The following is a 23,592-nucleotide window of genomic DNA, read 5'->3' as shown; positions in this document are numbered from 1 at the left end:
GGGGGCGGAGGCCTACCGGCCTTAAAGGGAATTCCTTTCGGAATTCCAAGCATTCCCCCTTCGGGGGAATGGCGCAGGGAATTCCCCTTCGGGGAATTCGTGGGTGGTTTATATCAACCCCCTTCGGGGGTTTTGTTGGGCGGCATTGAATTGCCTTTCGGCAATTATTGGTGTGTGGGTTTTGAAAGCCTTTCAGGCTTTTTGGTTTATCCCGCGTTGCGGGATTTGATGGGGTATTGATTGTGGGGTGGGGGGCCCGCCTGCCGGCGGGTGGGGTGGTGGGTGGTGTGGGCTCCTTCGGAGCCTTGGGGGTGGGGGTGTTTTGTTGTGGGGGTGTGGCTAGGGTTTGGGGTTTGGTGTCATGTGTGGTGGCTGGTTGGGGGGTTGGCGGAAGTGTGGGTGAGGGGTGTGGGCCCCTGTCGGGGCCTGTGGGGGTGGGAGGGGCTGTGTGCGGGTGTCCGGGGGTGGGGTGGGGGTGTGGGGTGGGAAGGTTCAGGGTGGGGGTGGGGGCGGTTTTCCTGAGGGGGTTTCAGCGCCCTTCCGGGTGCGGTGTCGGGGGCGGTCGTCCTCGCGGGTGACCGGGTTTATTGGTGCGGGTGCGCGGGTGAATTCCGGGGGCGGCCTTACGGCCGAATTATCGATGTCCTGAATTCCCTCAAGCCGTTCGTGGTGCGTCGCTCAGGTACCTCGATAGGGCGTCACGGACCGACCGTCAGAGGCTCTGAATCTGATGACACGTCAGAGAATGGATGAAGGGAATTCGGCCCGCCCGGGTAACGAATAGGAAGCCACCCCGGGAAAGAGAAAGAGGCCCTTTCGGGCCTCCCCCACACAATCGACACACCATCAAAACACCCCGGCCCCCGGCCACTTCCGGCAGCCAGCCGGGGAGGGGAGCAGCCTTCCGGCTGCTCCCCTCCCCGCCTCGGGGCTAAGCAGTCACAAGGCGGAAGGCTCGCTCCATCACGTCGTCGGCGGTGCCTGTGATCACCCGCTCCGCGCGAGCGGCGCTCTTCAGCTCCGAGGTAGCACCACGGGCCGGGGCAACGTGGTTGGCGTACTCGGTGATCGCGTTGTAGCCCGCCCAGGCCGTTCCCCGGATACCTGCCTGAGTGTCCGCGTGTTCGAAGAGGTTCCGGATGGTGTTCCAGCGGGTGAGCTGGTTGTTCTTCTTCCGGGTGCTGTCGCCGTTGGCGACAGGCCACAGCTGTTCCACGACCGACCGCAGCATGGGAGTGGTCATCTCCGCGTCCAGCATCCGCTGGGCGGCCTTCTCGAACTCCTCGGCGTACTTGAAAGTCAGCCCCAGCGCCTGCCGGGCCTCGGCAATCCGGCCCCGCGCACCCGAGGTGTGGCGGACCGTGTAGCTGCTCTTCGCGTTGCGGAGCCCCGCCCGCAGCGTGTTGGCGCACACCACCCGGACCGGGGTAACGACGATCCGGAAGGCGCTGGAGCCGTCGTGGGAGTTGAACGCGGCGATGTAGAGGTCAACTTCGTCACTCTGGCCGATCGTCATCGTCTGGGGCAGCTTCATGGTCAGGAAGACCTGGCGGCCGCCCTTCAGCGAGCCCGCGGTTTCGAAGTGCGCCCCGGACTCGTCGACCAGGTAGTTCAAGAACTCCGCGTGCTCCTCGTTCTGGACCGGGGTGTAGTCCGGGCCCACCACGCCCAGCGTCTCGGGGCGGCCGGTCTTCGGGTGCGTGCGCACGCTCGCGCGGTGGTTCGGCACGTCCAGCAGCTTCGCCGCACCCTCGGCCGTGAGCTCGGTCGCTTGCAGGCCGACGAGGCGGACGTTCCAGCCGTCCAGCGCGGCGAGACGCATCGCGCTCTCCGCCGTCAGCGCCTCAGTCGTCACGGTACCCAGCCGGTGCCAGGCACTCTTCTGCGCGCTCACGAACGCCGCCGTACCGTCGCTGAACTGCTCAATCAGGTGCGCCATGAAACTCTCCTCGTATGTGTGTCCGGTGTCCGTCGGCTGCCACCACCGACCAACAAGAAAACTATACCATGCTTTCGTCACTCACGGGGGCTGGACTACCGTGAAACCCGGAACGGGGTTACGGAAGGAGTCCGTTGGCGGGATCGGTGAAGTCGGCGGTGACGATTTCGACCGTGGGGGACACCCCGCGCCATCGGTAGCCGTGGTAGCTGGTGTCGATGCCGATGTTCTCGCCCAGGGTCAGACCGGTCTCACGGTGGAAACGGGCGTACTGCTCGCTGGGGCGGTGCTGGAAGGAGGGCCGACCGCTGTACTCGAAGGGGGCGGACTGCTGCGGGATGATGAACGCACCCTGCCGGGCGAGGGTGGCCGCGCGGTCAATGACGTGGAATTCAAACCGGTCGCCCCGATAGCGGGGGCCGGCCCCGTGGCGTTCGACTCGGGGACCGAAGGGCGGGTTCGCGATGGCGGTGTCGAACTCGCCCAACCCCAGCTCTTCGGCGTCCATGGTGAGCACGTCTGCAACGATCCACCGGGCCTCGGGCATGAGCTTGCGGCCCACGGCGACGTAGTCCGGGTTCTTCTCCACGCACACGATCTCGCGGGGCGGGAGTCCCTCCCACCGACGGGTGTAGAGCTCGCGGGCGGCGTAGGCGAGTCGACCGACACCGGCGCACAGGTCGATGATCCGGGTGCCGACCACGTGGAACCGAAGGTCAGACGCGAGGCCCAGCGGGGTGAAGTGAGCGCCGTCGAGCTTGTTCGTGACGCTACTGGACTCCTGCCAATGCTCGGCGACGGTGTCCTTCTCGTCCTCGGTCAGGTCGCGGGCGAGGGCAACAAGTCGGCGGGCCTCGCGGTGCGCCTTCTGCTCTTCACGGGTCATGGTCACGACGGAACTCCTCAAAGTCTGTGTGAATTCGGCTCGCGGTCGGCTGCCACCGCCGACCACGAAATAACTAGAACGGCAAAACAACACTCAGCTCTGCGCCACCAGTTCGTGGGGCTCCGCCCGCAACGGCCGGCCGGGCGCGGCAGAGGCGGACGGGGTCGGGCCGGAGCGGCTCCGGCGCCGGGCGAAGCGCCCGGCCCCGGAGCCCCCCGGTTCAGACCGTCAGACGGGGTGCGGCCATGTACTCCACGCCCCACTCCGGCGGAATCAGTTCGCCCGTGTCCGGGTCCGTGCAGTAGACAGCGAAGGTCTCGAAGGCGCTGAGCGGCTTGGCGTAGAACTCCACCAGCTTCCAGCCCCTGACTTCGGACGTCTGGTCGGCGAGGTGCGTGCGGATGACCGCGCCACCGCCCACTACGGCGGCCAGGGTGAGGATCTCCATGGCCACAAGGGCGTCGTCCGGGTCCAGGTCGCTGGTCTCTCCGTGGTTACGGAACGGCACGGAGAGGGTGGCGCCGATCGTGGATACCGCGACGGTGAGGTGGTGACAGCCGTCCCCCACCGCGCGGACGAAGCCCATCACCAGCGCGGCGGAGCGCTCAATCTCGTACGGGGTCCGGTCCTGCGACGTGAATGCCATGTCGATTCCTCTCGGTCTGCTTCCGGTTCCCGGTCGGCTGCCACCACCGACCAGCAAGACAACTATACTTGTTATTCGTCACTTCCGGGAGGCTTTTTGGATCTTTTCCGAGGGAATTTCCGCACGTGGGTGGCGCTGCGAATGCGCGGCGCCCACCTCTCGCTGAGTGGGCGCCGCATTCGCCGGTCAGTCCTCGCCGGGCAGGGAGATCGTGAGCACGGGCTCCATTTCGTCGCAGAGCCCGCACGTGGCGAGCAGCCGGGCCCGCTCGCTCTCGCGGCTCTCTCCATCGCGGGGGACGAGGTAGAGCTCGACGGTGCAGGAGCTCCCGTCGTTCGACCGCCTGATGGCGTAGTGGGTCATCTGGAGCACGCCCCAGAGGCGTCCCGACTCGTCCTGGTAGGTCTGCCGGTTGTCCTCGGCCGTCCAGGCCACGCAATCGGCCCACGCGGCCGCGGTGAGGGCCACGGGGGCCGTGAACCAGGCCTCGCGGGCGATGTCCTCGCCGACGGCGACGAAGGCCCCGTCGGCGAGGGCGCTGGCGCGGCTATACGCGATGACCTCTCCGAAGAGGTCGGCCGCAGAAACGGCCGGCTACTCCGGCTCGGGGGTCCAGCGCATCGCGTCAGGGCCCAGGTTGTCCGGGTTGGCGGTGCCGTCGATGAGGGTCTTGTCAGTCATGAGCCGCCCTTTCGTGAGCGGTGTTCTCGGTGGCGACGGGGTGCCACTCCCCGCCGCCCGGGGTGGGGCGCAGCCGGGTGGCTGCGCCCCGAGGGGTCAGGCGTTGGCGGCCGACCGGGTGATGGACGCGCGGCGCACGTGGTGCACCACGCAGGCGTCCGGGTCCTCGGCGAACGGGTCGGTGAGGTGGTAGCGGGTATCGGCGCTCCCGACGTGGTCCGCACGTCCGCAGTAGAAGCAGTCGCACGGCCGGGCCAGGTAGAAGCCGTGGTGCTCGGGCTTGCTGCCGTGGTAGATGACCAGGTCGCCGGGCTCGACGAGGTCGATAGTGCGGAGCAGGGTGTCGGACATGAGTGTCTCCTCACGGCTGTGCGTGGATTCGGTTTGTGATCGACTGCCACCGCCGACCAACAAGACAACCATAACACACTTGGATCACTTCCGGTGTCCTCATCAGCCCGGCCACCTGCACGAGTTGGCGGCCTCCTGCGTTCCGCCGGCGGCGTAGGAGCCGCCGTCGTTTCTCCTGCGGCCGGCGCGGAGGGTGCGGGAGGGAGTCCGGCACGTCCTGCCTGGATCCTGCCGAATGGAACGCCAGTGCGCCCCACCGTGCGACAGCGGCACGGTGGGGGCACAGGGCGGGAGGGTGTCTAGCTGGACGTCACGGTGGCGCGTACGGACTCGACGGCGATGCCGACGGTCAGGTCAATGGTGTGGCAGTCGTACAGGACCGTGAACTCGACGCCGACGTAGGCGCCGTTGTCGCCCACCCAGAGGGTCCAGGGTCTCGCCGCCCTCCTCGGCGCGCCGCGGGAAGGTCTCCAGCGCGGCGGCGGCCGCGTTCGCCCTGGCCTCCTCGAAATCCGCTCTTTCGGCGGCGACCGCAACGAATGGGCTAGATCCCAGACTTCGCACCAGTCACCGATGATGGGGTATTTCACGGGTTTCCTGCGTCGAATTCGAGGACCCGGAATTCGGTTCCGGGGCCGGGGATGACCTGCGCCTAGCGGCGCGGCCGGGGGACGTCGCGGTGACGGCTGAAGTAGCGGTCGACGAGCATGAGGGCCTGGTCCTCGGTGAGGCCGAGCAGTGCTCCGCCGCGCGTGGATCCGGTGAAGACGGCCACGCCACGGACCGGGGTGGGCTTGTCCTGGTAGCTGTGCAGGAGCTGGCGCGCGGGGGCGTTGACGGGGAGGCCGAGCGGGACGGCCAGCTCGTCGGTCCACATGATCAGCTGGGTGGTCAGGTCGGTGGAACGGACCTGGTCGGCGCCGAGCGCGTCCTGCGGGCAGGTGTCGGCGCCCCAGTCGAGCAGGCTGAATCCGCCGGTGGGCTGGACCAGCAGGGCGTAGCCGTCCTGAAGGAGAGTGGGCATGGGGGTCCCCTTTCCTGGGAGTTGGTTTTCGGTGCGGGTCGGCTGCCACCGCCGACCCACGATTTAACTATACCAACTACATGTCACTTTTGGAACGTCGCAGGCCTCTATTTCCCCTGTTCAGCGGCATGCCCGAGGGCCCCGCCGGCGGCGTTCGCGCGCGCGCCGCCGGCCCGTCCTGGGTTCCAGGGGCCGGCGCCGAAGCGGCCGGCCGCGGCAGGCGGCGGCCGCGGTGGAGGCTCCCCGGCCGGGCCGCCGGCGCGCGCCGGCGGTGTCCGCGGGCCTGGAGGGGGCGCCCGGCTGCCTCCGCGGCCGGCGAGATGTCCTGCGGCCGGGCACGACTGCGCCCCGGCGCGGCTGGTGGGCCGTGCCGGGGCGCGAGGAGGTGCGGGGCTACGCGGTGAGCGTCCAGGGGCCGCTCAGTCGTGGCGGGCCCGGCTGGTGGGGGTTGAGATCGACGACCACGTCACCGTCGGCCGCGTGGACGGTGAAGACCGTGGCCCAAGACGCGGGGTCGCGCTGGAGAGCCAGCGCCGCGAAGGCGGCTTGTACGGGCGTCTCCGCGTCAATCTCGATGGTCCAGCTGATGCTGTACTCCGGCATGGTTTCGTGCCTTCCTGGGCGCCCTCAGCGCCCGTGTGCGCTCGTGGGAGGTCTAGGCGGCGAGGGTGAGTTCGACGCCGTCCAGGTTGCGCTCGTTGATGGTGACGCCGCTGAGGGGGTCGAGTTCGTCGAGCCAGATGTCCTCGTTGTCGGCGAGATAGTCGCGCAGGGCGTTCGGGTTGTTGACGATGTACGCGGGGAGCCGGGCCTCAACGGTGAACTCGTAGGTGACCTCCTCGCTCACAGTCAGGGCGAGGTGTGCGGTCACTTCCCGGTCGTGGCCCTCGGGCTCGGGCGCCTCGGCGTTGACCACGAGGCACAGCAGGGCCGCCGTGTCCTCGTACGGGTCGGCCTGCGCCTGGGCGGCGTCGGGGAGTCGGCCGAACGGGTTGCCGAGGCGGTCGAGGTGCCGGAGGACCTGGAGCAGGGCCTGAGGGTCGCGCGGGTCGGTCCGGCCCCAGGCCGTGCGCAGTTCGGGGTCGGTGAGTTCGGGGAGGGTGTCCACGTCGCCGAAGTCACACTGCGTGCCGCCGCCGGCGGTGCGGAGGCTGTCGAGGTGGAGTTCGCCGGAGCAGGGGTCTCGGCGCAGCACCAGGTAGGCGGCGTTCGGGTCCATGTCGGCGAGGGTGGCGGCGAGGGTTCGAGTGAGGCCCCGGGCCTGGTCCTGGGCGGCTTCGAGGGCGTTCTGGCAGTCCTGAAGGGTGGTGTGCATCGTGCCTCCTGAGGGGTGTGCGGGGGCCCGGCAGTGCGGCCGGCCGTCGGCTGAGGAGCCCCTCCCCCGGCGGCGGGCCGGGGAAGGGGGCGGGTCAGGCGCTGAGGAGCTGGTTGCCGGTGCGCTGCCAGTACCCGGCGGGGGCGCGGTCCGCGCGGCACTGGTAGGTGCCGTAGGCGGTCATCGTGAACTCGTCGTCGCAGACCAGGATGCGGGCGTTCGGGATGAACTCCAGCGTCTTGCTGTCGGCGGGGAAGTCCTTGAAGCCCTGGAAGCGGTGGGGGGTGTTCAGGAACCAGTAGACGTCGCCGCGTTCCAGGTCGGTGTACCGGACGCTGACGGTGTCGCCGGGGTGGAGCTTGCACCAGGTGCGGACGCCGAGGTCGGCGCAGATGTCCTTGACCCGGCCGTAGAGGACGTCGAAGGCGTCCGGGGCGATGCCCAGGGCGCGGTCGGTCTCGCCGCTCCGGCCGGTGAAGTGGACGGGGCCCCGGACGTCGAGGCTGTCGAAGCCGTAGCGGGCGGCGAGGTGCTGCGCCACGGTGTTGGGAGCGCCCTGGTCGCCGGGGTGGTAGTGCATGTCCGTCTCGTCGTCGAGCGGGACGGTGGTGTACGCGCCGGGGCCGGAGAAGAGGCCGGTGAGCTCCCACTCGACGTGGGGGTCTCCGAAGGACCACGCAACGAGGTGGTCGGGGTGGAGCATGCCGAAGCAGCTGAATTCGTGCGGGTGGTTGAAGTCCAGGGGCATGCGGTTCTCCAGGGTGTGTGGGTTTCCGGTCGTGGTCGACTGCCACCGTCGACCACAAAACAACTATACATCACACTCATCATCCCCGGGGGGTCTTCGGCCCTGTTTTCGCTGCTCAGAGCCGCTCCCCGTTGCCGCTCCCGATACGCAGAACTGGCCTCGCCCGTTACGGGCGAGGCCAGTTGGCTTGGCGGGGTTCAGGCCGTGGGTGCGGCTGCGGCGGTCAGCTGACGGAGGACTTCGAGAGGCAGCTCGGCTCGAACCAGCCGGGCAAGGCGGGCGCGCTGCTCCCCGATGCCGCGGCAGCCGGCGAGCGGCTGCAGGGTGTCCGGGCGCAGCTGCGTGACGGCCTGGACGTAGGCGCGGCCGCCGAGGGCGACGACCGGCCGCGGGCCGGGCAGGACGCCGAGCTGCGCGGCCTGGACGGCGAGCAGCTCGGCGGTGACGGAGCCGGGCTGGCCCATGCGCAGGTCGTACGGGAAGAGCGGTTCGTCGAGGGTGACGAAGCCGTGCTGCGCGGAGAGGACGACGACGTCGCCGGTGGTGCCTGCGAGGCGCTCGGCCGCCTGTCGGCACAGGAGGTGATAGCTGCCCCGGTAGAGGTCGCGGGCCGGCAGGGCTGTCCTGGTGGGCGTCTTGACGCCGCTGCACGGTACGACAATGACGGGCCCCAGCGGGCCGGGGGCCGTCGACCGGGAGGTCTCGCGTACGTCGAGGGCGGCGCCGGCGCTGCGGCTGCTGTTCACGGGGACGAGGCCTTCGTGTTCGGCCGGCTGCCACGGGTAGGGGTCACCGACGTGGCGGCGGGCCCAGGCCATCGCGCGGCCGGTGGCGGGGTCGACGATGTCCCAGCCCGCGGCGGCGTACGCGCGCAGGTTGTCGTCCGTGTGGTCGGGCGCCTGGACAGCCCGGAGGTCGATCCGGGCGACCGCCTGGGCCACGGCGTCGGCGAGGGTGGCGGCGCAGCGCACGACGGCTTCGCGGGGCACCGGGGCGGTGCGGGGCATCAGCTGGTCGACGTGCCACTGCCGGCCGGTGCGGAAGGCTTCCAGGTGGACGGCGGCGTGGCGGAAGCGGTGGACCGTGCTGTAGGCGCCGGCCCGGTAGACGACACGGCGGCGGGGGCGGGGCAGCTGCTCAGAATGGAGGGCGGTGGGCATACGGGCACTCCTGGGATCGGGCGCGCGGTGGCGCTTCAGGTCTGGAGCGGCAGGGGCACCGAGGCCGGGCGGCGGCCGCTGTCGGGCTGCCGCCCGCCGATGGGTGTGTGCTTTCGGTTGGGCCGGTCGGCTGCCACTGCCGACCGGAGGCCAGGGTTTGCGCTACCTGTCGAAGGTCACTGCCGGACGTCCTGGGGCATGGAGCGTGGTCCGTCGGCGTCGACATCCGTGTACACGCGGGCGCGGTCGATCACCGCCTGCCACCGGCCGCTGTCGTCCGGGTGGCGATCGGAGAGTTCGACCACGGTCGTAGGCGGACGGCGGCGGTGATGAGCGCGCGCGTGTCGCGCGATCCGCAGGCTTCTTCCAGTTTCGGGCAGACCGGTGGCGCAGGCGCGCCCGGTCTCGTTGATGGGCTCGCGGCGGGCGTTCTGCGGCTCGCCAGGGGCCGGCCGTCGTCGCTGAGGTCGGGCGAACGAGGCCAGACATGGCCTGCGGGGTGGTCGGTGACCGCGTTCCTTACTGTGGCGCACCGGTTTCGACGCCCTGGAAGGCGCCTCTTCGGGCCGCCTGTGCGCGGCGCCGTCCACGTGCTGCCCGTCGAAGGGACGTCGTGTGGGCGGCCGGCGCCGAGGCGGGCCCCGCCAGGCCGGTTGTAGTCGGGGTACCGGTCGGGTCCGCGCCGGGGCGGTCAGTTGCGACGGAGTGTCGAGTAGGAGTGCAGTCGGTCGATCTCCGTGAATCCGGCCGATCGGTAGAGGGCGGTGGCTGCCGTCCGGTCGCCGTCGCCGGGCGTGGTGTTCTCCTCCACGTACAGGAACACCGATGTGGCCCCGAGGGCATGCAGTGTTGCCAGTGCCGATCCCAGCAGCTTCCTGCCGATCCCCTGTCCCCGGACGTCCGGGAGTACTCCGATCCACCACAGAGCACCCACGTCTTCGACCGGCATGCCTACCACCGATTCCGCGACGATCCGTCCGTGGTCGTGCACTTCGAGGCGTACAGCGTGATCGTCTCCAGGCTCGGGACGTTGACGCACCCCGTCGGCCTGCGGGAGGTGGGGCGCGGGCAGGTCGAGCAGGAAGTATCGCCACAGGAACTCGCCTGTGAACCCGGCTCGGTTCAGTGCCGCGTGCGTGACGGGTCGGTGGTCCACCGGTAGGGCTTCCACCCCTCGGGTCAGGGCCGTCGCGAACTGGAAGGCTTCGATGCGGCGCGGGCCGAGGGCGGCAAGTGCATGGCCGATCAAGGTGTCGGCGATGTCGGCGTTCTCTCGGCAGTGCAGCCACAGGATCAGGCCGGTGTCGTCTTTGGGGCGCTGGGCCCAGGAGATCACTCCGACGACACGGCCCCGGGAGTCCAGGGCCACGTGGGTCGTGGGCCGGGTGAGTTCGGCCCACCAGCCGGCGTCGATGGGTGATCGGCCGGCCAGGGCCTCGGTCAGCATCTGCGGGGTCGTTGTGGGCTGTCCGGGGAGTCTGTCGGCGTGGACCAGGTCGAGGACGGCTTCGGCGTCGGCGGGGACGTAGGGGCGCAGTGCAGCGCGAAGTGCGGGGGCCACAGTGAAGACCATGGCAAGTGCCTCCGTTCGTGTCCATGATCCTCCGTGGGGCGGGGCGGGTGGCGCCCCGCCCGACGGAGAGGCCGTCAGTTGATGGGGATGCCCCGTTCCTGGGCACCGCGTAGCCACTGTTCGATCGCCGAGACGGCCAGCAGTACGGCCGGGTCGCGTTCGCGTGCCAGGTGGGCGGCGGAGACCAGGCCGGTTTGGATCACGAGCAGTCGGCCGGGCTCGTCGGCCAGGCTGATGGCCTGGCGGGCCAGGGCCCGGGTGAAGTACTGCTTGTGTCGGGGCAGGGCCGCCCGGTGCTCGGGCATGAGGGACAGGACGAGCGCCTTGCACCGCCAGTAGCCGGTGGGAAGGTGCGGCCCGTACCGGTCGGTCAACGGTACGGCGTGGGCGGCTGCGAGGAACCGTTGGGTCAGGAAGGGCGATGCCTCCGCGACCTCGCCGGCCGGTGCGAGCAGGTCGTGGGGGTAGAAGGCGTCGTAGGCGTCGGCGGCGGCCCAGGTGCGGCCGTCGGCGGTGTGGTCGGCGATGCGTTCGGCCACCCAGGTACGCGCCCACTCGGTGGCGGGGGTGCGGTAGGGCTCGGCCAGGACCGGAGTGGTCACCGGCCGGGCCCAGTCGGGCCAGTTCACGGCCCAATAGGCCGCTGCTCGCCGGTCGGCGGGAAGTAGCCGGCTCACTGCGGCGGCGACCTCGCCGGCCAGTCCCGGTCCCGAACGCGCCACGTCGGCCGCGTACCGAAGCGCGGCGCCGGGCCCGTGTCGCAGGGCGATGGCGGGCGTGGCGTAGCGCGGTACGCCGAGGAGTTCGTCGGAGCCGTCTCCTGAGAGGAGGATGTTCACGCCCAGGGACAGGGCGCGGGCCGAGACGGCGGCGTTCAGCTCGGGCAGTGCGTCGCGCCGAGGGCCGAGAGGGGACCACGGCGGTGGTGTGGCGTCCGTGTGGTCGATCACTTCGAGGGGGACGTGGTCGAGGCCGAGGTTTGCGAGCAGGCGTCTGGCCACGGTGACGGTGCTCTGCCCTTGGTCGTCGGTCATGTCGATGGTGAAGGCGATGACGCGGCGGCCGGTGCTAACGGCGTGGACCAAGGTGGCGAGTGAGTCGAGCCCTCCGGACAGGGCCACACCGATCGTCTCGGCGTCGGCGGTCAGGTCGCGCACGGAGTGCGCGAAGGCGGCGCCCAGCCCACCGGGGTACGGGGTCGGGGTGAGGGGGCGCGTGGGGAGCCGTTCGACTCCGCGCCACAGACTGACCGGGCAGAACTCCCCGGTCAGGGCGGGCGGGCTGAGGAGCAGCCCGACCGCCGACAGGTCGACCCCCGGGGCGGGGCCGGACACAGCGAGCGGGTTTGCCGCCGTGTGTCCGTCCCCGCCCCGGAAGCGTGCTCCCAGGGGTGAGATCACCGCTGGCGGAGCACCAGGGTGCGCCACAGGCCACGCGCCACCGTCAGGGCACTGACCTTGTCGCCGCCCAGCGGGAGGCCCTTCGCGCCCAGACCGTGCCCGCCGTCGCCCGGCGTCGACTTCTTCGACATGATTCTCTCCTTTGGTTGTGTTTCGGTTTGTTGGCCGACTGCCACCGCCGACCAACAAGACAACTATAGCATCCACTCATCACGCATGTCTACTGGGTGGACGCCCCCGTCCGGCCTTTCTCTCCCCCGCCACCGAGGCCGGCCCCTCCGGCGCGGCCGGCCCTCGCCGGCTTCAACCGACGGCCGCCGGCCGCATTGCGCCGCCCCCTCCCACCGTCCGGGCGCTCAGGCCGCCAACACCAAGGCCAGCCTGCGGAGGTAGTCGGCCGCGGCCTCCTCGCCGACCTGCTGTCGCAGCGCATCACCTCGCGCCCAAACCAGCGGACCTTCCCTCGCCTCGACACGGGCGGCCTCGGCGACGATCTCGGCAACGCTGAGCTTCTCCCTGAAGCGGTGGCCGATGTGCTCCTCCAGGGCGACGTACCGGGCGGGCAGGTCCAGGCCAAGCGCCCAGCACAGCCGCACAGCGCGCACCAGGACGTCCCGGCCGGCGAGCACGCAGAAGACGCAGGACAGCCGCGGGATGACCGCGTCGTAGACGGGGTGGTACTCCAGGGCGGCGTCGGCGATCTCCTGCCAGACGTCGGCCTCGGAGAGCTCCAGGATCGGATGCCAGGTCAGGACCATGCGCTGGCCGGTGCTCGCGCGCATGTCGAGGGCGAGCGGCAGCTTTCGGGCCCGGGCGGGGGATTCGGCGGCACGGATGCCGAGGGCGGAGAGGATCAGGGCCTGCCAGTCGAGTCCGAGGGCGTCGGTGATCTGCTTGAACAGCGGGGTGATCTTGTCTCGCTTGAGGGTCGATGTGCACAGCCGGCGGGCCGCGTCGGGCCACATGCCGCGCTTCTCGACGAGGCCGAGCAGGCCGCGGTCGGCCTGGACGACGAGGAACTCGACTCCCCAGCGCTCGGCCTGGCGCTGGGCGAGCTCGCGGACACCCGGCCATTCGGACTCCTCCCCCAGGTCCGCGTGGACCAGGACCACCTTGTCCAGGCAGCCGGCCTCGGCGGCCAGGGTGACCACGCGCTGCCCGCAGACGAGCGAGTCCTTGCCGGCACTGGTCGAGACGACGATTTTGTCCGCGGCCAGGATGAGCTCGCGGGGCGTGTCGGCGAGCTCGCCCAGGAGGCTGGCCGCGATGCCGGACCGGCGCTGGCCGCCGGTTCCGCGGCCGGGGGCGTGCGGGGCGTAGAGCGCTGCGAGAGCGCCGTTGGCCAAGCGGGCGGCAGTGAAGGCCCGGCGGACCTTGGCTCGGGCCTCCTGCTCGCGGCGAACGAGACCGGCGTACGCGGCCTGCGCGGCCGCCGGCTCGTCGGCGTCGGCCTGCAGCTGCGGGTCGTTGGTGATGCGGGTGTGCGCGGCAGCGGCGGCCTTGGCGGCCCGGGCGCGGGCGCGGTCTGCGGCGGTGTACGCGGCGTCGGCCTGGTGGGCGCGCCGGATTGCCTCCAGCAGCCGGCGGCGGGTGCTCATGTCCATGGGTCTCCTCAGGGGTGCGGGGTGGTGAGTTCGGCGCCGGGCGGCTGCCACTGCCGCCCGGCTGAAGGATCGAGAGGATGTAGCTGTCTGACGGTCAGACGGTCAGGTCGAAGGCGGTCCGCAGGCGCTCCAGGCGATGTCTGCGGGAGTCGCCCTGCGCCATCGCCCGGTCATCGAAGCGCGACGGCGAGCGGTAGCCGCAGGAGCAGCGGGAGAGGAACAGCCCCGGGCCGATTTGCCATTCGCCGACTCCGAACGCGTCGACCACCCATTTGTCCGTGCCCATGTAGCCGGTTCCGGCCTGGTGGTCGTGGAGCGTCATCGCGACCCGGCCCGCGTACGACACGGTGACCACGTCACCCGACTCCACGGTGAGCCACCCGTGCTCGCACAGCCGGGTGACGGCTGCGGGCGGAATGGAAGCGATCCCTGCCCGGACGCGGCCGTCCACGAGGGTCCCTCCACCCTGCTCGTCCCGGGCCAGGATCAGCGAAAGGTCTTCGTACTGGCGGGGAGTCAGCCGCCGGGGCGCGCGTACCGGCTCCAGACGGATGATGCGGCGCAGCGTCCGGGGCTCGGATTCGAGGGCGCTTCGGTGGCTGGTGATGGTGCGGATGACGGTCAGCCTGCCCGAGCGGTCGGCGTCCGGGATCACCTCGTCCTCGTCGAGCAGGGCAGTGGCGATGAGCGCGTCCGCCTCAAGGGCGGTGTACGTGCGCTCGGAAGCGCTCCGGTCGTAGTCAGTGGTCTTGGCGCGGTAGGCCGGGGCGGTCTGCATGGGAAGTCCTCGGAGCTCGAACGGGGCACGGGGAAGGGGGGCGGGGCGGGGCGCTGCGTGCGTCCCGGTCGACGGGGCGCGGCCCGGCCCGTGCCCCCTGGCGCCGGACGCAGTGGGCGCCTGGGCCCGGCGCCCGGCCCGAGGTGGGGCCGGGCGCCGGGGTGCGGGGCGCTGTGCGCCGCGCGATGTCCTACTGGGCGACGGTCGGCCGGTTGCAGGGGCGGGCGTTGTCCACGGCGACGGCGGCGGCGAGGCGGGCCCAGTTCAGGTGGAGCTTGAATGCGGCTTCCAGGTAGAGAGCCGCTGCCTCCGGCCGCTCACCGGCTCCCGTCAGGTGGCGCTCGTGCAGCAGCTGGAGGGCAGCGCGCAGGCTGGTCTCCTGGGAGGCGAGCTGGGCGCTGACGGGGTGCAGGAGCCGGGGCAGTTCGAGGGTGCCGAACACGGCGCTGGTGACGTACTGGCCGAGGCAGTCGGGGAGCCCGGTCGACCTGTTCTGGACGATGACGTCTTCGGCGATGGAGAGGAACAGGGAGGCGTCGAAGGGGATCGTGTTGGTGATCACGACTCCGTCCAGGACCGGGGGGAGGTAGGTCTCAAAGGCCAGCGCGACGTCGTCAAGGAGTTCGGCGACCGTGGTCAGCGCTTCCTCGGCCGGGTGGTTGAGCACGCTCCTGCGTCGGGCGATACCGGCGATGGCGCGGGCACGGGCGGCTGCGTGCAGGGCGTTGGGGAGCGGCGCGCTGATGATCATGACTCTCCGAAGGGTCCGAGGATGTGTGTCCGGTGTGGTCGACTGCCACCGTCGACCACAAGACAACTATACTCGCCATTCATCATGTCGCAAGGCTCGCTGGCGCTTCCGGGCAGAAATCCGCAGAGGGCTTCGGGGTTGCTGGGGGTGGCACCCGGCAGCGCGCCGCCTGGGCGCGGCACGCGCCGTGGCGGCGGAGGGGAAAGAGGGCCGCCCGGCCCCGCGGGGCCGGGCGGGGCCATCAGCAGGCAGCCTCGGGGTCCTCGGCCACCGGCAGGGGCTCCCACTCCAGGGAGCGGGCGGTCTTGCGGGACCGGCCGTCAACGGCGACGGTCACGCCGTCCCGGTATGCCCGGGCGCCGGCCATCCGAACGTCCACCGCCTCGACGGTGCCGGTCTGGCCGCTGGCCACGTGCCGGACCCGCTCGCCGACGGTGCGGACCAGGTCCGCTTCCCGCAGACGCCGCGCGCCGAGCCGGTGGCCCGCCTGCTGGACCAGGCGGCCGCCGCGGGTGGCAAGGGCGGCCTCGAAGGCCGCGCCGGAGTCGGGAGCCTCGACCCTCAGGAAGGAGCGTCCCTCGGGCAGGCCGGTGTGGGTGATGGTCCAGGTGTCGGTGATCGCGCCCCGGACCTGCTCGGCGGCGGCGCCCTGCGTGGCAGCGGCCTCCAGGGTGGGCACGTGCCAGACGTGCAGGGACGGGTGGTATCCGGGCTCGACGAGCCAGCCTTCGGTGCGCTCGAACAGCTCCTTCGCGACGCGCAGCGCGGCCAGGGGCGGCCGCCCGTCGGCGCCGGTGGTCAGCTTGCCGTCCTCGACCCAGCCGACGGCCAGGCGGCCGCTGGTGCCGTCCGGCCGGACCCAGTAGCCGGCGACCTCGCCGAGGTCGTCGGGGCCGCTGACGTCGGCGAGCGGCTGTCCGGACAGGGCGGTCACCGCGGCGGCGGCCGCCGGGTGTTCGGCGCCCTCGGGCAGTACGCCCGTACCGGCCGCCGGGACGTCCTCGGCCGAGCTGGCAACGGGCGGAGGGACGAGGACGGCGTTCCAGGAGCCCGCACCGTACTCGGCTAGCTTGACGAGGCCTGCGGTGTGCAGGCTCCGGACGGCGGTGAGGTTGTGCCCGTATCCGGCGCCGATCGCGCCGTCGCGCTTAGCGACGGCGTACACCCGCCGCTGCGGGTCGGTCAGGGCTTCCTCGACGCGCCTGCGGTTCTCCTGGGCGTTCAGCAGCTCGGCGCGCTCCTGGGCGCAGGCCTCGGTCTGGCAGTTGCCCGAGACGACCAGGCCGGAGTTGTTGACGACGTCGAAGCCCCCGCCTGCGGCCGGGCGTACGGAGTACAGGGCGAGCGGCGCGCGCTCCTCGGCCAGGGCCTGCTGCGCCTGGGCGGGGGTCGTCTTGCGGGTGCGGACCGGCTTGGCCTGGACGGCGACTTCCTCGACCGCGATGTTCTTCCAGCCGGCACGCTCGGCGGTCCGGGCCGCCTTGGCGACGTTGGCGGCGGACATCGACCAGGTGTGCACGATGCGGCCTTCGCCCTCGCGGCGGTCGACGGTGACCGCGTGGGTGTAGTGGCGGGTTTCGCTGGTGCGGGTGCAGCCGGTGGAGGCGACGAAGGTGGTACGGGCCATGACGGGAGCTCCTTGCGTGTCGGGTGTGTTGTCGGTGCTGGCCGACTGCCACGGCCGGGCCAGCTAGGGCGAGGGCCGGGGGCGGTGGGCCCGCCCCCGGCATCGGGCCTACTGGCCCAGGCGGAGGGTGCGGAGCCGCAGGCCCGCCTTCTGGATCCGGTGCTCCACGGCGACGCAGCCAGTGCCGCTCCGGAGGAGGTTGTAGTCCCGGAGCTGGAGATAGAGCCGGAGCAGGGTGCGCTCCGACATCTCCTCGACCGTGCCCAGCTCGGTGAACTCGCCGAGGAGGGCCGTGCCAAGGGTCCTGGGCGCGAAGGAGGGGGCGCCGAGCGTGTAGAACCACACCCTGTACCCGTCCTTCGGGGCGCCCTCGTTCCGCAGGCCGAGGACGATGGCCTTGCGCAGACCGGTGTTCTTGCCCTCGTCGTAGCGGGGGGTGCGCACGACCGTGCCCGGCTCCAGAACGGTCTGGACGGTGGAGGCGGTGGCGACGGTCATGTGGACTCCCTTGGAGAGTGGTGGGGGTGTCGGCGGGAACCCCCCGCCGACAAGACAACAATAACCACTACTCATCACTTCGGCAAGAGGGTGCGCCCCCTCGCCCCTCATGGCGGAGCGCTGGGCTTCCTGGCACACCTCTGCCGATCCGGCTCCAGGCCCCCACGCCCAGAGTCGAATCGCCTCAGAGTTCGCGAACACCCCTCAGAACAGGGCGCACTGCGGCCCCTCGTCGGTCTCGCCCCTTGCGCGGCGTCGCCCGGCCGGCCGATCCGTCGCGCCGAGGGCTCGGCTGCCTCGGGCCGCGTCCGGCAGGGGGCGGCGGCCCGCCTCCTGCCGTGCGCGACGGTCAGCGCTCGGCCTTGGCGTAGTTGTGGCGGTCGTCGGTGGCGGCGAACTCGGCCAGCCCGGTGACGCGCGCACAGACCCAGGTGTCCACGGAGCCGGGCGTCTCCTGCTCGCCGGTGAGCCACCCGTAGACGTCCGGCTGGATCTCGAAGAGGCGGCCGTTCTCGTCCTCGGCGTAGAACTCGGAGTTCCCGCCGAACCCGCAGTCGTCCGCCAGGTCCCACACGCAGACCAGGTACGGCCCGCCCGCGTCGCTGATCTGCCCGAAGACGCGCCGGATGTCGTCGGCGCCGTACCCGTGCTCGAACGAACCGCGCAGGTCGGCGAGCTCGGTCAGCAGGTCCGGCTCCCGCTGCTCGACGGTCGCGGCGTCCGGGATCGCCGGGGGCTCTTCGCCCTCCTGGTCCTCGTGCTCGCCACCGTGCTGGGCGATCAGGTCGCGCAGCGCTTCGGCGGGGACGTCCAGGAACATGCCGCTCTCGGCTCCGAGTTCGCCGCCGGTCAGCCACTCCTCCCAGGAGTCCTCGTTCTCCCAGGCTTCCGTGTCGGGGGCGGTCATGCCCGGGGACAGGAAGACCTCTTCCGCGGCGTTGGCTCCGGGCCGGACGTTGAGGAGGAGCGAGTGGCGGTCGGCGAGGCGGACGCGGGTGAAGCCGCGGTCGGTTCCCTCGGCCAGGATGGCGTCGAGTCGGGGCGTGCCGAGGGTAGGGGTGCTCATGGAGTGCCTCCGAGTTGAGTGTTTCCGGGAGGTCGGCTGCCACCGCCGACCCACAAGACAACTATACACACGACTCATCACTTCGCAAGGTGTGCGGTCACGCGATCAGGAGCACGTCCCCGATGGCCTTCGCCCGGTGCAGCGGCGCCGGGCCGCCGGCCGTCCGCCGGCGTGGCGCCGGCTCGGGCAGCTCGCGCAGCGGCGGGAAGACCGACCCCTTGCCGGTGTGCTCCTTCCAGCGCTTCTCGAACCCCGAGCGCTGCTTGTCGGCAACGCCCGCAGGTGCCGCGACGATGAACGCTTCGGCGTGCGGGAGGCCTTCGGAGTCGGGCAGGTAGTGGGCGCGCCGGATCCCGGAGGTCTCGCCTGGGGCCAGACGGACGCGCCGAGGAAATCGTTGGGCGAACCGGGTGACGAGTTCCTCGGCCCGCTCGCGGGGCGCCTCGTAGATGGTGCGCACCGATCGCCAGGTCGGTCCTTTCTGCTGCGCGCCGCGGCACCGCTCGTCGTCGCCGAGGCACTGCGGTTCGGCGTCCACCGGCGAACCGTCCTGGTCGACGACCGTGTGGACGCGGAGGCAGCGGGGCTTGCGCTTCCGACTGCACCACCACTTCGGCTCCGTGCACTCCTTGCCGTGCCAGCGCCGACAGTCCTTCGTGCGGCCGAGGCCGGTAAGGCGGCGCACCTCGTACACCGCGTACGGGGTCTGCTTCAGGTCGGCCTGGAAGGCGTCCAGGACGGGCCGGTTGCGGCCGTCCTCGGCCAGGCGCCGGTGGAGGGATCCGGCGGGCCCGTAGAGGGACATCCTCTCGTTGAGGGCGAGCGAGATGTACTCCATGCGCAGGACCTGCGCGGCTTCGGCCGGGTGGGCGCGCAGCCGCTCCTCGTAGAGGTCGCGGGAGGAACAGACCCCGGTGAACGGGCACATGGTGCAGTGGCTCTTCAAGATCATTTCGCCGAGGTTGTCGATGACGTACTGCTCGACGGCGGCCCGGGCCATGCCCGCGCGGATCAGGGGGTAGTCCGGTTCGCAGATGATCCGGCCGGCGGCGGTGTTCAGCTGGTCCTGGATGGCGGAGTCCTTCAGCGCCCGGCCGGTCTCGTCGGCGTGGTAGCCGATCACACGGCGGAAGGTCTCGGTGCCGAACTCGTGGGCGGCCCAGGTGTCCAGTACCCAGCCCTTAAAACGAAGGCTGCATCGCCTCTGGCCGGAGGCGAGCATCGGGACGGTGCCGGCGGTGCGCAGTTCGTCGGACAGGCGCCAGGGACCGGCGGCGTGGATGCGGCGGGGCGCGCGGGAGTCGTCAAGGACCAGGACGCCGTCGGCGTCGCGCGGCCCGCCGCGGCAGACCTGGACCAGGCGCACCCGCCATGCGCGCAGGAGCGGCAGGACCAGGCGGTCGGCGTAGGACAGGGAGTCGCTGAACTCGTCGCCCGTGACGGCGTGCACGATCACCAGGTCGGACAGGTCCGGCTCCAGGCCATGGGCGACCGGATCGTTGAGGAACATGAGGATCTCGGCCGTCGAGTCAGCGCCCAGACCCCAGGTAAGGACGGTCGGGCGCCTACGTCGGACAGCGGGGCGTGCGGGCCGGGCGGCGTGAACATTCGCCCGGGTGTGGGCAGGCAGGTGCATTCGGAGTCTCCGGGGCGGGTGCGTGAGGGTGTGTTCGCGGCTGTGCGGCGCCGGGCGGGGCGCTTCGGGACCCGATCGGGGAGCCACTGGCGTTCTCCCCGATCGGGCCGGGCCGGAGGCGCACTCAGACGGATCGGGTGACCGGCGTGTGGAACTCGTGCTCGCAGTACCGGCCCACGAGGACGTTGGCGTAGCAGGTGCCCCAGTCGCACTCGTACGACTCGCGCGGTCCACAGATCCCGCACCGGTAGGTGTAGATACCGTGCAGCTCACAGGGTTCGTAGCGAATTCGGTCCGGCATGGCGTCGCGGGCCGGCCGGGGCCGTTGCAACTGGCCGAGATCGGCGGCCGGAAGGCGGGTGCCCTCGTCGTCGAGCCAGACGATGTCGAGTTCGGCGAGCCGTTCAGGCGTGCAGTAGAACGGCATTCCCGCCCGACTCCACACCATGGAGAGGTGCCCTTCGGCCCGCCAGTCCTCCAGCTGGCGGTAGCCGTGGCGCGCCATCATCTCGTCCTGGACCAGGGTCCAGGCGTAGCCGTGGCGGCGCAGGGTACGGCGGGCGTCGGCAGCGGGCCCGGACTGTAGGGCGTCCAGGGCCTGCACGGCAGCGCGTGCCGCATGAGGGTCCGCTTCGAGCCGGAGTGCGTGACGCTCGGCGTCGTCGCGGTCGGCGTGCGCGGCCAGGGCGTATCCGTGGCGGGAGTCGATCACCCGGTGTAGGTCGTCTGCGGTGACCGTGATGTACGGGTTGGGGATGCGGCTGCGGGCATGCATACAGGTCTCCTTGGGTGGTGCGGTCTTCGGTGTGCGGCTGCCACTGCCGCCTCGGAACCCCCCGTCCCGACAAAACAACAATACTCGCCTTTCATTACTCCCGCAACCTCCGCCCCCTTCTGACTATCCGTCAGCTTTCCGGGCCGAAGAGCACTGCGGCCGCCGGCCGCGCCCGGCCTGGGAAGGCAACGGCGGCGCCGGCCGGGGAGAGGGCAGCGGGGCTCCGCGCCCCGCTCAGGTGCTGCACAACCCGGGAAGAGCCGGGGGTCGGAGAGGCGAGCGACCAACTGGCGGACGGCGCTCGACCCGGTGGCGCGAGCCTCGGGCGCACTGCGCTAAGGGTTCGGCCGGCGAGCATTCGCCGGGTCTGGTGGCGTGAGGCGGGCGCGCTTCTCTCCGGGGTCGCGCCGCGCGTCGAACCGGCCTTGACCGGCGTGCGCGCGATGGCCTCCACTGGTCACTGCGCGCTGTGCGGGGCCGAAGTGCGTTCGGCCCCGCACAGCGGCGGGGTGGATCAGCCCCGAAGCCAGCCCATGCCGCGAGGCAGGTGCTGCGCGGCGGGCTTGGTGGCGCTCATCAGATCCAGGGGGTACGTGGTGCCGCCCACGAAGCAGGGTTCGTCGTCCCACATCACGGCGGCACTGTCTCGGTTGCGGATCACGATCTTGCCGCGTCGGCCGGCACGGGGCCCCCCGGTGGCCCAGAATTCGGCGCCTACATCGAAGGTCTCGTACGGCGCCCGACCCATGTCGCCGACTTCCGCCCACAAACCGTCGAAGGCCCGGCGCTGGTACACGCCGGCGAGAATGTGCTCGCGGATCTGCTCGGCGACGGGCCTCTCGGCGATGTGGTCCACGGAGAGGGTCATGTTGCGGTCGGCGCACCAGCCGCCGAATGCGACCCAGTAGCGGGGGAACTTCACCTCCCACGCGTCCGCGACGGGATCGGCGCAGGTGAAGCGCACGTATCCGAGCTCGGCGGCCGGGTCCAGGGGGCAGTCCCACCAGAATTCGGAAGGGCTGATGCGCAGAACGCGAGACATGGAACTCCTTGAGGGTGTGGATCGGTACGCGGCTGCCACTGCCGCTGCGGAGCCCAACCCGCCCCGCTTGATAAAACTATACTCGCCATTCATCACTTCCACAAGGACGGCCGATCTCTGACTTACCGTCAGATCCGAATCCGCCTCCGCCGCCCGCTCCGCCGACCTTCCCCCACGACGGCCGAGCCGGAACCCGAGCGCCGTCGAACAACCCCAAGACCAGCCGGCCCGACCCGTGTCGCCCACCAAGGCACCCGGCCCCGCAGGCAGCAGCGCCCCGTTCGCCCCCAGCCGGCGAGGAGCGCCCCCGATCACACCATCGGCCAAGGAGAGGGGCGCGCCGATACGGGCGGGCCCCGGAGGCGGGGCCCGCCCGGCGGGGCGCGTCAGGCGTTACAGCGGGGCCCGAAAGTGCGATCGCAGTTCTTCCGACAGTAGGCACACATCGAGGCACCGCGCTTTCGACAGACACAGAGGTAGTCGACGGGTACGTACCGGTCGGTGTCTTCGTCGTAGACGGCATCGCGGACGTATCCGCGATCACAGGCCTGGCAGCAGCAGGGACAGCTGCTCATCGGGCGCACCTCTCTATGCGGTCGATGGTGAAGGGGTGCGGGCGGGCCCGCCCCGGAGAGGGGCGGGCCCGCCCGCCTACGCGGCCAGCTTCAACTTGGGCTCGTAGTCGCGCTCCAGTTCCAGGTCGACCAGTTCCTGCGGAGTGACGGCGAGGTGCGTGAGGGGCAGCGCGTCCCACGCCTTCTCCTCCGGGACGGCGAGCACGAAGCGGATGCGGTGGACCGTGTACGCCTGGATCTGCTCCAGGGAGAAGGTGCGCATCTCGCCCCGGGTGCGGCACATCGCGCGCACGATGATGCCGCCCTTGCTGGTGGTGAGGATGTTGTGGATCTCGATGGTGCGCACCGACTCGTCGCCCTTGCTGTCGACGTAGGTGATGGTCGTGGCGCGCTGGCCGTCCATGGCGCGGATCAGGTCGGTCAGGGTGCGGGTGGTGGTCTGACCGGCGGTGATCTTCATGGAGTTCGACACGGGTTTCTCCCTGGAGCGTGTGAGTTCGGGGGGTGTTGGCCGGGTGCCACTCCCGACCAACAAGACAACTATAACCTCTACTCATCACTCTTGGGAAGCCGGAACGGCCTTTTCCTCGACCCGATTTCGCATTCACCCATCCGGCCGCACCCGCCGCGACGCGGGGCGACTCGCCGCACGCTCCCGCTTGACGGAAGTGACGAGTAGAGATTATGGTTGTCTCAGTTGATCGGCGGTGGCAGCCGGTCAGCGACCGCGAAACACGCACCGCTACAAATCCACAGCGAGGAGCCCCAAGATGGCCCGCACTTTCCACGACCGCCCCGCACACCTGCAGCTTCAGGAGCGGCCCTGGATCTCCCACCTGAAGGACGGGAGCCGGAAGCCTCACCAGCAGGCGGCACACAAGCGGGACCGCGCGGCGGTCCGGCTGGCACTGCGCCTCGGCGTCGAGCCGCCGCTCCCCCAGCGCCGCTGCGTCGACTGGGAGATGCACTGAATCAGCTCCACACCAAGCGGCCCCGCCTCCGGCGGGGCCGCTTCGGCATGTCCAAGCACAGGCGGGCGCCGCACTGCGCGGCCCGGGCCGGGCCGGGCCGCGGACGGCGCCGAGTCCGGAGTGGAGAGCAGGGAGCCGGCCAAGGCACGGACCGAACCGTGGGAACCGGTCCGAACTCGGCTGGGCCGAGCTGGGCTGGACTGGGCTGATGAAGGCCGGCCCTGAGAAGAAGCAGGCCTCTTCCTCCGGCTATCGCGGAGAAAGAGGTGTCGTCGTGGCGAGGGGGCTTGCCCACAGGGCCTGACCAGGCACGATGATCAAGATCGAAAAAATGGGGGTCCCACTCCCGGTCACACCTCCGGTGCAACTCCTAGTGCACCTCTGCAGCCAACCCTCCAGCCCCCTTCCGGTGCAACTACCGCGGGGTCGCGCCGGCATGGGCTTGCCCAGTTGTGACTGCTCGCAATAGTTGTCACTTCACAGCGATAGGTGTCACCACGACGGAGGCCTGGCCGTCTCCACGCGCTCACCTAGCCCTACGTAGAC

At 70.8% G+C, this 23,592-nt stretch carries 25 protein-coding genes; 2 read left to right on the top strand and 23 right to left on the bottom strand.

The genetic code is table 11. From position 1 onward, the window contains the following. Positions 1–240: hypothetical protein (locus tag ACZ6ZI_RS39935; protein ID WP_469529964.1), on the top strand; the 240-nt coding region annotated here is incomplete at its 5' end. Positions 241–931: 691 nt separating this feature from the next. Here ACZ6ZI_RS39935 and ACZ6ZI_RS39930 read toward each other — a convergent pair. The 23 genes from ACZ6ZI_RS39930 to ACZ6ZI_RS39820 all read right to left on the bottom strand — a co-directional run bounded on the left by ACZ6ZI_RS39930 (position 932) and on the right by ACZ6ZI_RS39820 (position 22,547). After that, complete coding sequence (locus tag ACZ6ZI_RS39930; protein WP_469529961.1) at positions 932–1,939, bottom strand: DUF932 domain-containing protein; 1,008 nt, start codon at positions 1,937–1,939, stop codon at positions 932–934. A 118-nt stretch (positions 1,940–2,057) separates the two neighbouring features. Continuing rightward, complete coding sequence (locus ACZ6ZI_RS39925) at positions 2,058–2,831, bottom strand: class I SAM-dependent methyltransferase (protein ID WP_469529958.1); 774 nt, start codon at positions 2,829–2,831, stop codon at positions 2,058–2,060. 214 nt (positions 2,832–3,045) lie between these two features. Beyond that, positions 3,046–3,471 (bottom strand): hypothetical protein, encoded by a 426-nt coding sequence (locus ACZ6ZI_RS39920; protein WP_469529955.1) that lies wholly within the window; start codon positions 3,469–3,471, stop codon positions 3,046–3,048. Between the two features lie 186 nt (positions 3,472–3,657). Continuing rightward, positions 3,658–4,029: a DUF6573 family protein gene (locus ACZ6ZI_RS39915; protein ID WP_469529966.1), complete on the bottom strand. Its 372-nt coding sequence runs from the start codon at positions 4,027–4,029 to the stop codon at positions 3,658–3,660. A 219-nt stretch (positions 4,030–4,248) separates the two neighbouring features. After that, positions 4,249–4,503: a hypothetical protein gene (locus ACZ6ZI_RS39910; RefSeq protein ID WP_469529953.1), complete on the bottom strand. Its 255-nt coding sequence runs from the start codon at positions 4,501–4,503 to the stop codon at positions 4,249–4,251. A 652-nt stretch (positions 4,504–5,155) separates the two neighbouring features. Next, complete coding sequence (locus ACZ6ZI_RS39905; RefSeq protein ID WP_469529951.1) at positions 5,156–5,527, bottom strand: DUF3846 domain-containing protein; 372 nt, start codon at positions 5,525–5,527, stop codon at positions 5,156–5,158. Positions 5,528–5,920: 393 nt separating this feature from the next. Further along, positions 5,921–6,130, bottom strand: a complete 210-nt coding sequence (locus ACZ6ZI_RS39900) for a hypothetical protein (protein ID WP_469529949.1) — start codon at positions 6,128–6,130, stop codon at positions 5,921–5,923. 52 nt (positions 6,131–6,182) lie between these two features. Next, positions 6,183–6,842 (bottom strand): hypothetical protein, encoded by a 660-nt coding sequence (locus ACZ6ZI_RS39895; protein WP_469529947.1) that lies wholly within the window; start codon positions 6,840–6,842, stop codon positions 6,183–6,185. A 94-nt stretch (positions 6,843–6,936) separates the two neighbouring features. Beyond that, positions 6,937–7,590 (bottom strand): hypothetical protein, encoded by a 654-nt coding sequence (locus ACZ6ZI_RS39890; RefSeq protein WP_469529944.1) that lies wholly within the window; start codon positions 7,588–7,590, stop codon positions 6,937–6,939. Positions 7,591–7,787: 197 nt separating this feature from the next. Further along, on the bottom strand, positions 7,788–8,750 hold the full coding sequence (locus tag ACZ6ZI_RS39885) for a DUF6884 domain-containing protein (protein ID WP_469529941.1): 963 nt from the start codon (positions 8,748–8,750) through the stop codon (positions 7,788–7,790). Between the two features lie 691 nt (positions 8,751–9,441). Continuing rightward, positions 9,442–10,323 carry a GNAT family N-acetyltransferase gene (locus tag ACZ6ZI_RS39880; RefSeq protein ID WP_469529939.1) on the bottom strand — a complete coding sequence of 294 codons (882 nt, stop codon included), beginning with the start codon at positions 10,321–10,323 and terminating at the stop codon, positions 9,442–9,444. Positions 10,324–10,397: 74 nt separating this feature from the next. Continuing rightward, positions 10,398–11,657 carry an asparagine synthase-related protein gene (locus tag ACZ6ZI_RS39875; RefSeq protein ID WP_469529937.1) on the bottom strand — a complete coding sequence of 420 codons (1,260 nt, stop codon included), beginning with the start codon at positions 11,655–11,657 and terminating at the stop codon, positions 10,398–10,400. 62 nt (positions 11,658–11,719) lie between these two features. Further along, entirely contained in the window at positions 11,720–11,854 is a 135-nt protein-coding gene (locus ACZ6ZI_RS39870) for a lariocidin/triculamin family lasso peptide core domain (protein WP_468813341.1), read from the bottom strand. Between the two features lie 225 nt (positions 11,855–12,079). After that, the gene (locus ACZ6ZI_RS39865) at positions 12,080–13,321 is read right to left on the bottom strand and encodes a phosphoadenosine phosphosulfate reductase domain-containing protein (RefSeq protein WP_469529934.1); all 1,242 of its coding nucleotides are present in this window, start codon (positions 13,319–13,321) and stop codon (positions 12,080–12,082) included. A gap of 100 nt (positions 13,322–13,421) precedes the next feature. Then, entirely contained in the window at positions 13,422–14,105 is a 684-nt protein-coding gene (locus tag ACZ6ZI_RS39860) for a hypothetical protein (protein ID WP_469529931.1), read from the bottom strand. 190 nt (positions 14,106–14,295) lie between these two features. Further along, positions 14,296–14,856, bottom strand: a complete 561-nt coding sequence (locus ACZ6ZI_RS39855; RefSeq protein WP_469529929.1) for a hypothetical protein — start codon at positions 14,854–14,856, stop codon at positions 14,296–14,298. Between the two features lie 241 nt (positions 14,857–15,097). Next, the gene (locus ACZ6ZI_RS39850; RefSeq protein WP_469529927.1) at positions 15,098–16,483 is read right to left on the bottom strand and encodes a hypothetical protein; all 1,386 of its coding nucleotides are present in this window, start codon (positions 16,481–16,483) and stop codon (positions 15,098–15,100) included. 108 nt (positions 16,484–16,591) lie between these two features. Continuing rightward, positions 16,592–16,981: a DUF6409 family protein gene (locus ACZ6ZI_RS39845; protein ID WP_469529924.1), complete on the bottom strand. Its 390-nt coding sequence runs from the start codon at positions 16,979–16,981 to the stop codon at positions 16,592–16,594. A gap of 349 nt (positions 16,982–17,330) precedes the next feature. Beyond that, positions 17,331–18,047: a hypothetical protein gene (locus ACZ6ZI_RS39840; RefSeq protein ID WP_469529922.1), complete on the bottom strand. Its 717-nt coding sequence runs from the start codon at positions 18,045–18,047 to the stop codon at positions 17,331–17,333. Positions 18,048–18,144: 97 nt separating this feature from the next. After that, the gene (locus ACZ6ZI_RS39835; RefSeq protein ID WP_469529919.1) at positions 18,145–19,557 is read right to left on the bottom strand and encodes a hypothetical protein; all 1,413 of its coding nucleotides are present in this window, start codon (positions 19,555–19,557) and stop codon (positions 18,145–18,147) included. 250 nt (positions 19,558–19,807) lie between these two features. After that, positions 19,808–20,458 (bottom strand): hypothetical protein, encoded by a 651-nt coding sequence (locus ACZ6ZI_RS39830; protein ID WP_469529916.1) that lies wholly within the window; start codon positions 20,456–20,458, stop codon positions 19,808–19,810. Positions 20,459–20,972: 514 nt separating this feature from the next. Further along, positions 20,973–21,500, bottom strand: a complete 528-nt coding sequence (locus tag ACZ6ZI_RS39825) for a hypothetical protein (RefSeq protein WP_469529914.1) — start codon at positions 21,498–21,500, stop codon at positions 20,973–20,975. A gap of 651 nt (positions 21,501–22,151) precedes the next feature. After that, entirely contained in the window at positions 22,152–22,547 is a 396-nt protein-coding gene (locus ACZ6ZI_RS39820) for a WYL domain-containing protein (RefSeq protein ID WP_469529911.1), read from the bottom strand. A 298-nt stretch (positions 22,548–22,845) separates the two neighbouring features. On the opposite strand from ACZ6ZI_RS39820, the gene ACZ6ZI_RS39815 reads away from it, so the two are divergent. Further along, a complete protein-coding gene (locus tag ACZ6ZI_RS39815; protein WP_073919197.1) occupies positions 22,846–23,046 on the top strand; it encodes a hypothetical protein in 201 nt (66 codons plus the stop codon). Positions 23,047–23,592: the final 546 nt, after the last annotated feature.

The organism is Streptomyces sp. NPDC103540 (assembly GCF_055584445.1).
This window is presented reverse-complemented; position numbering and strand designations above follow the sequence as displayed.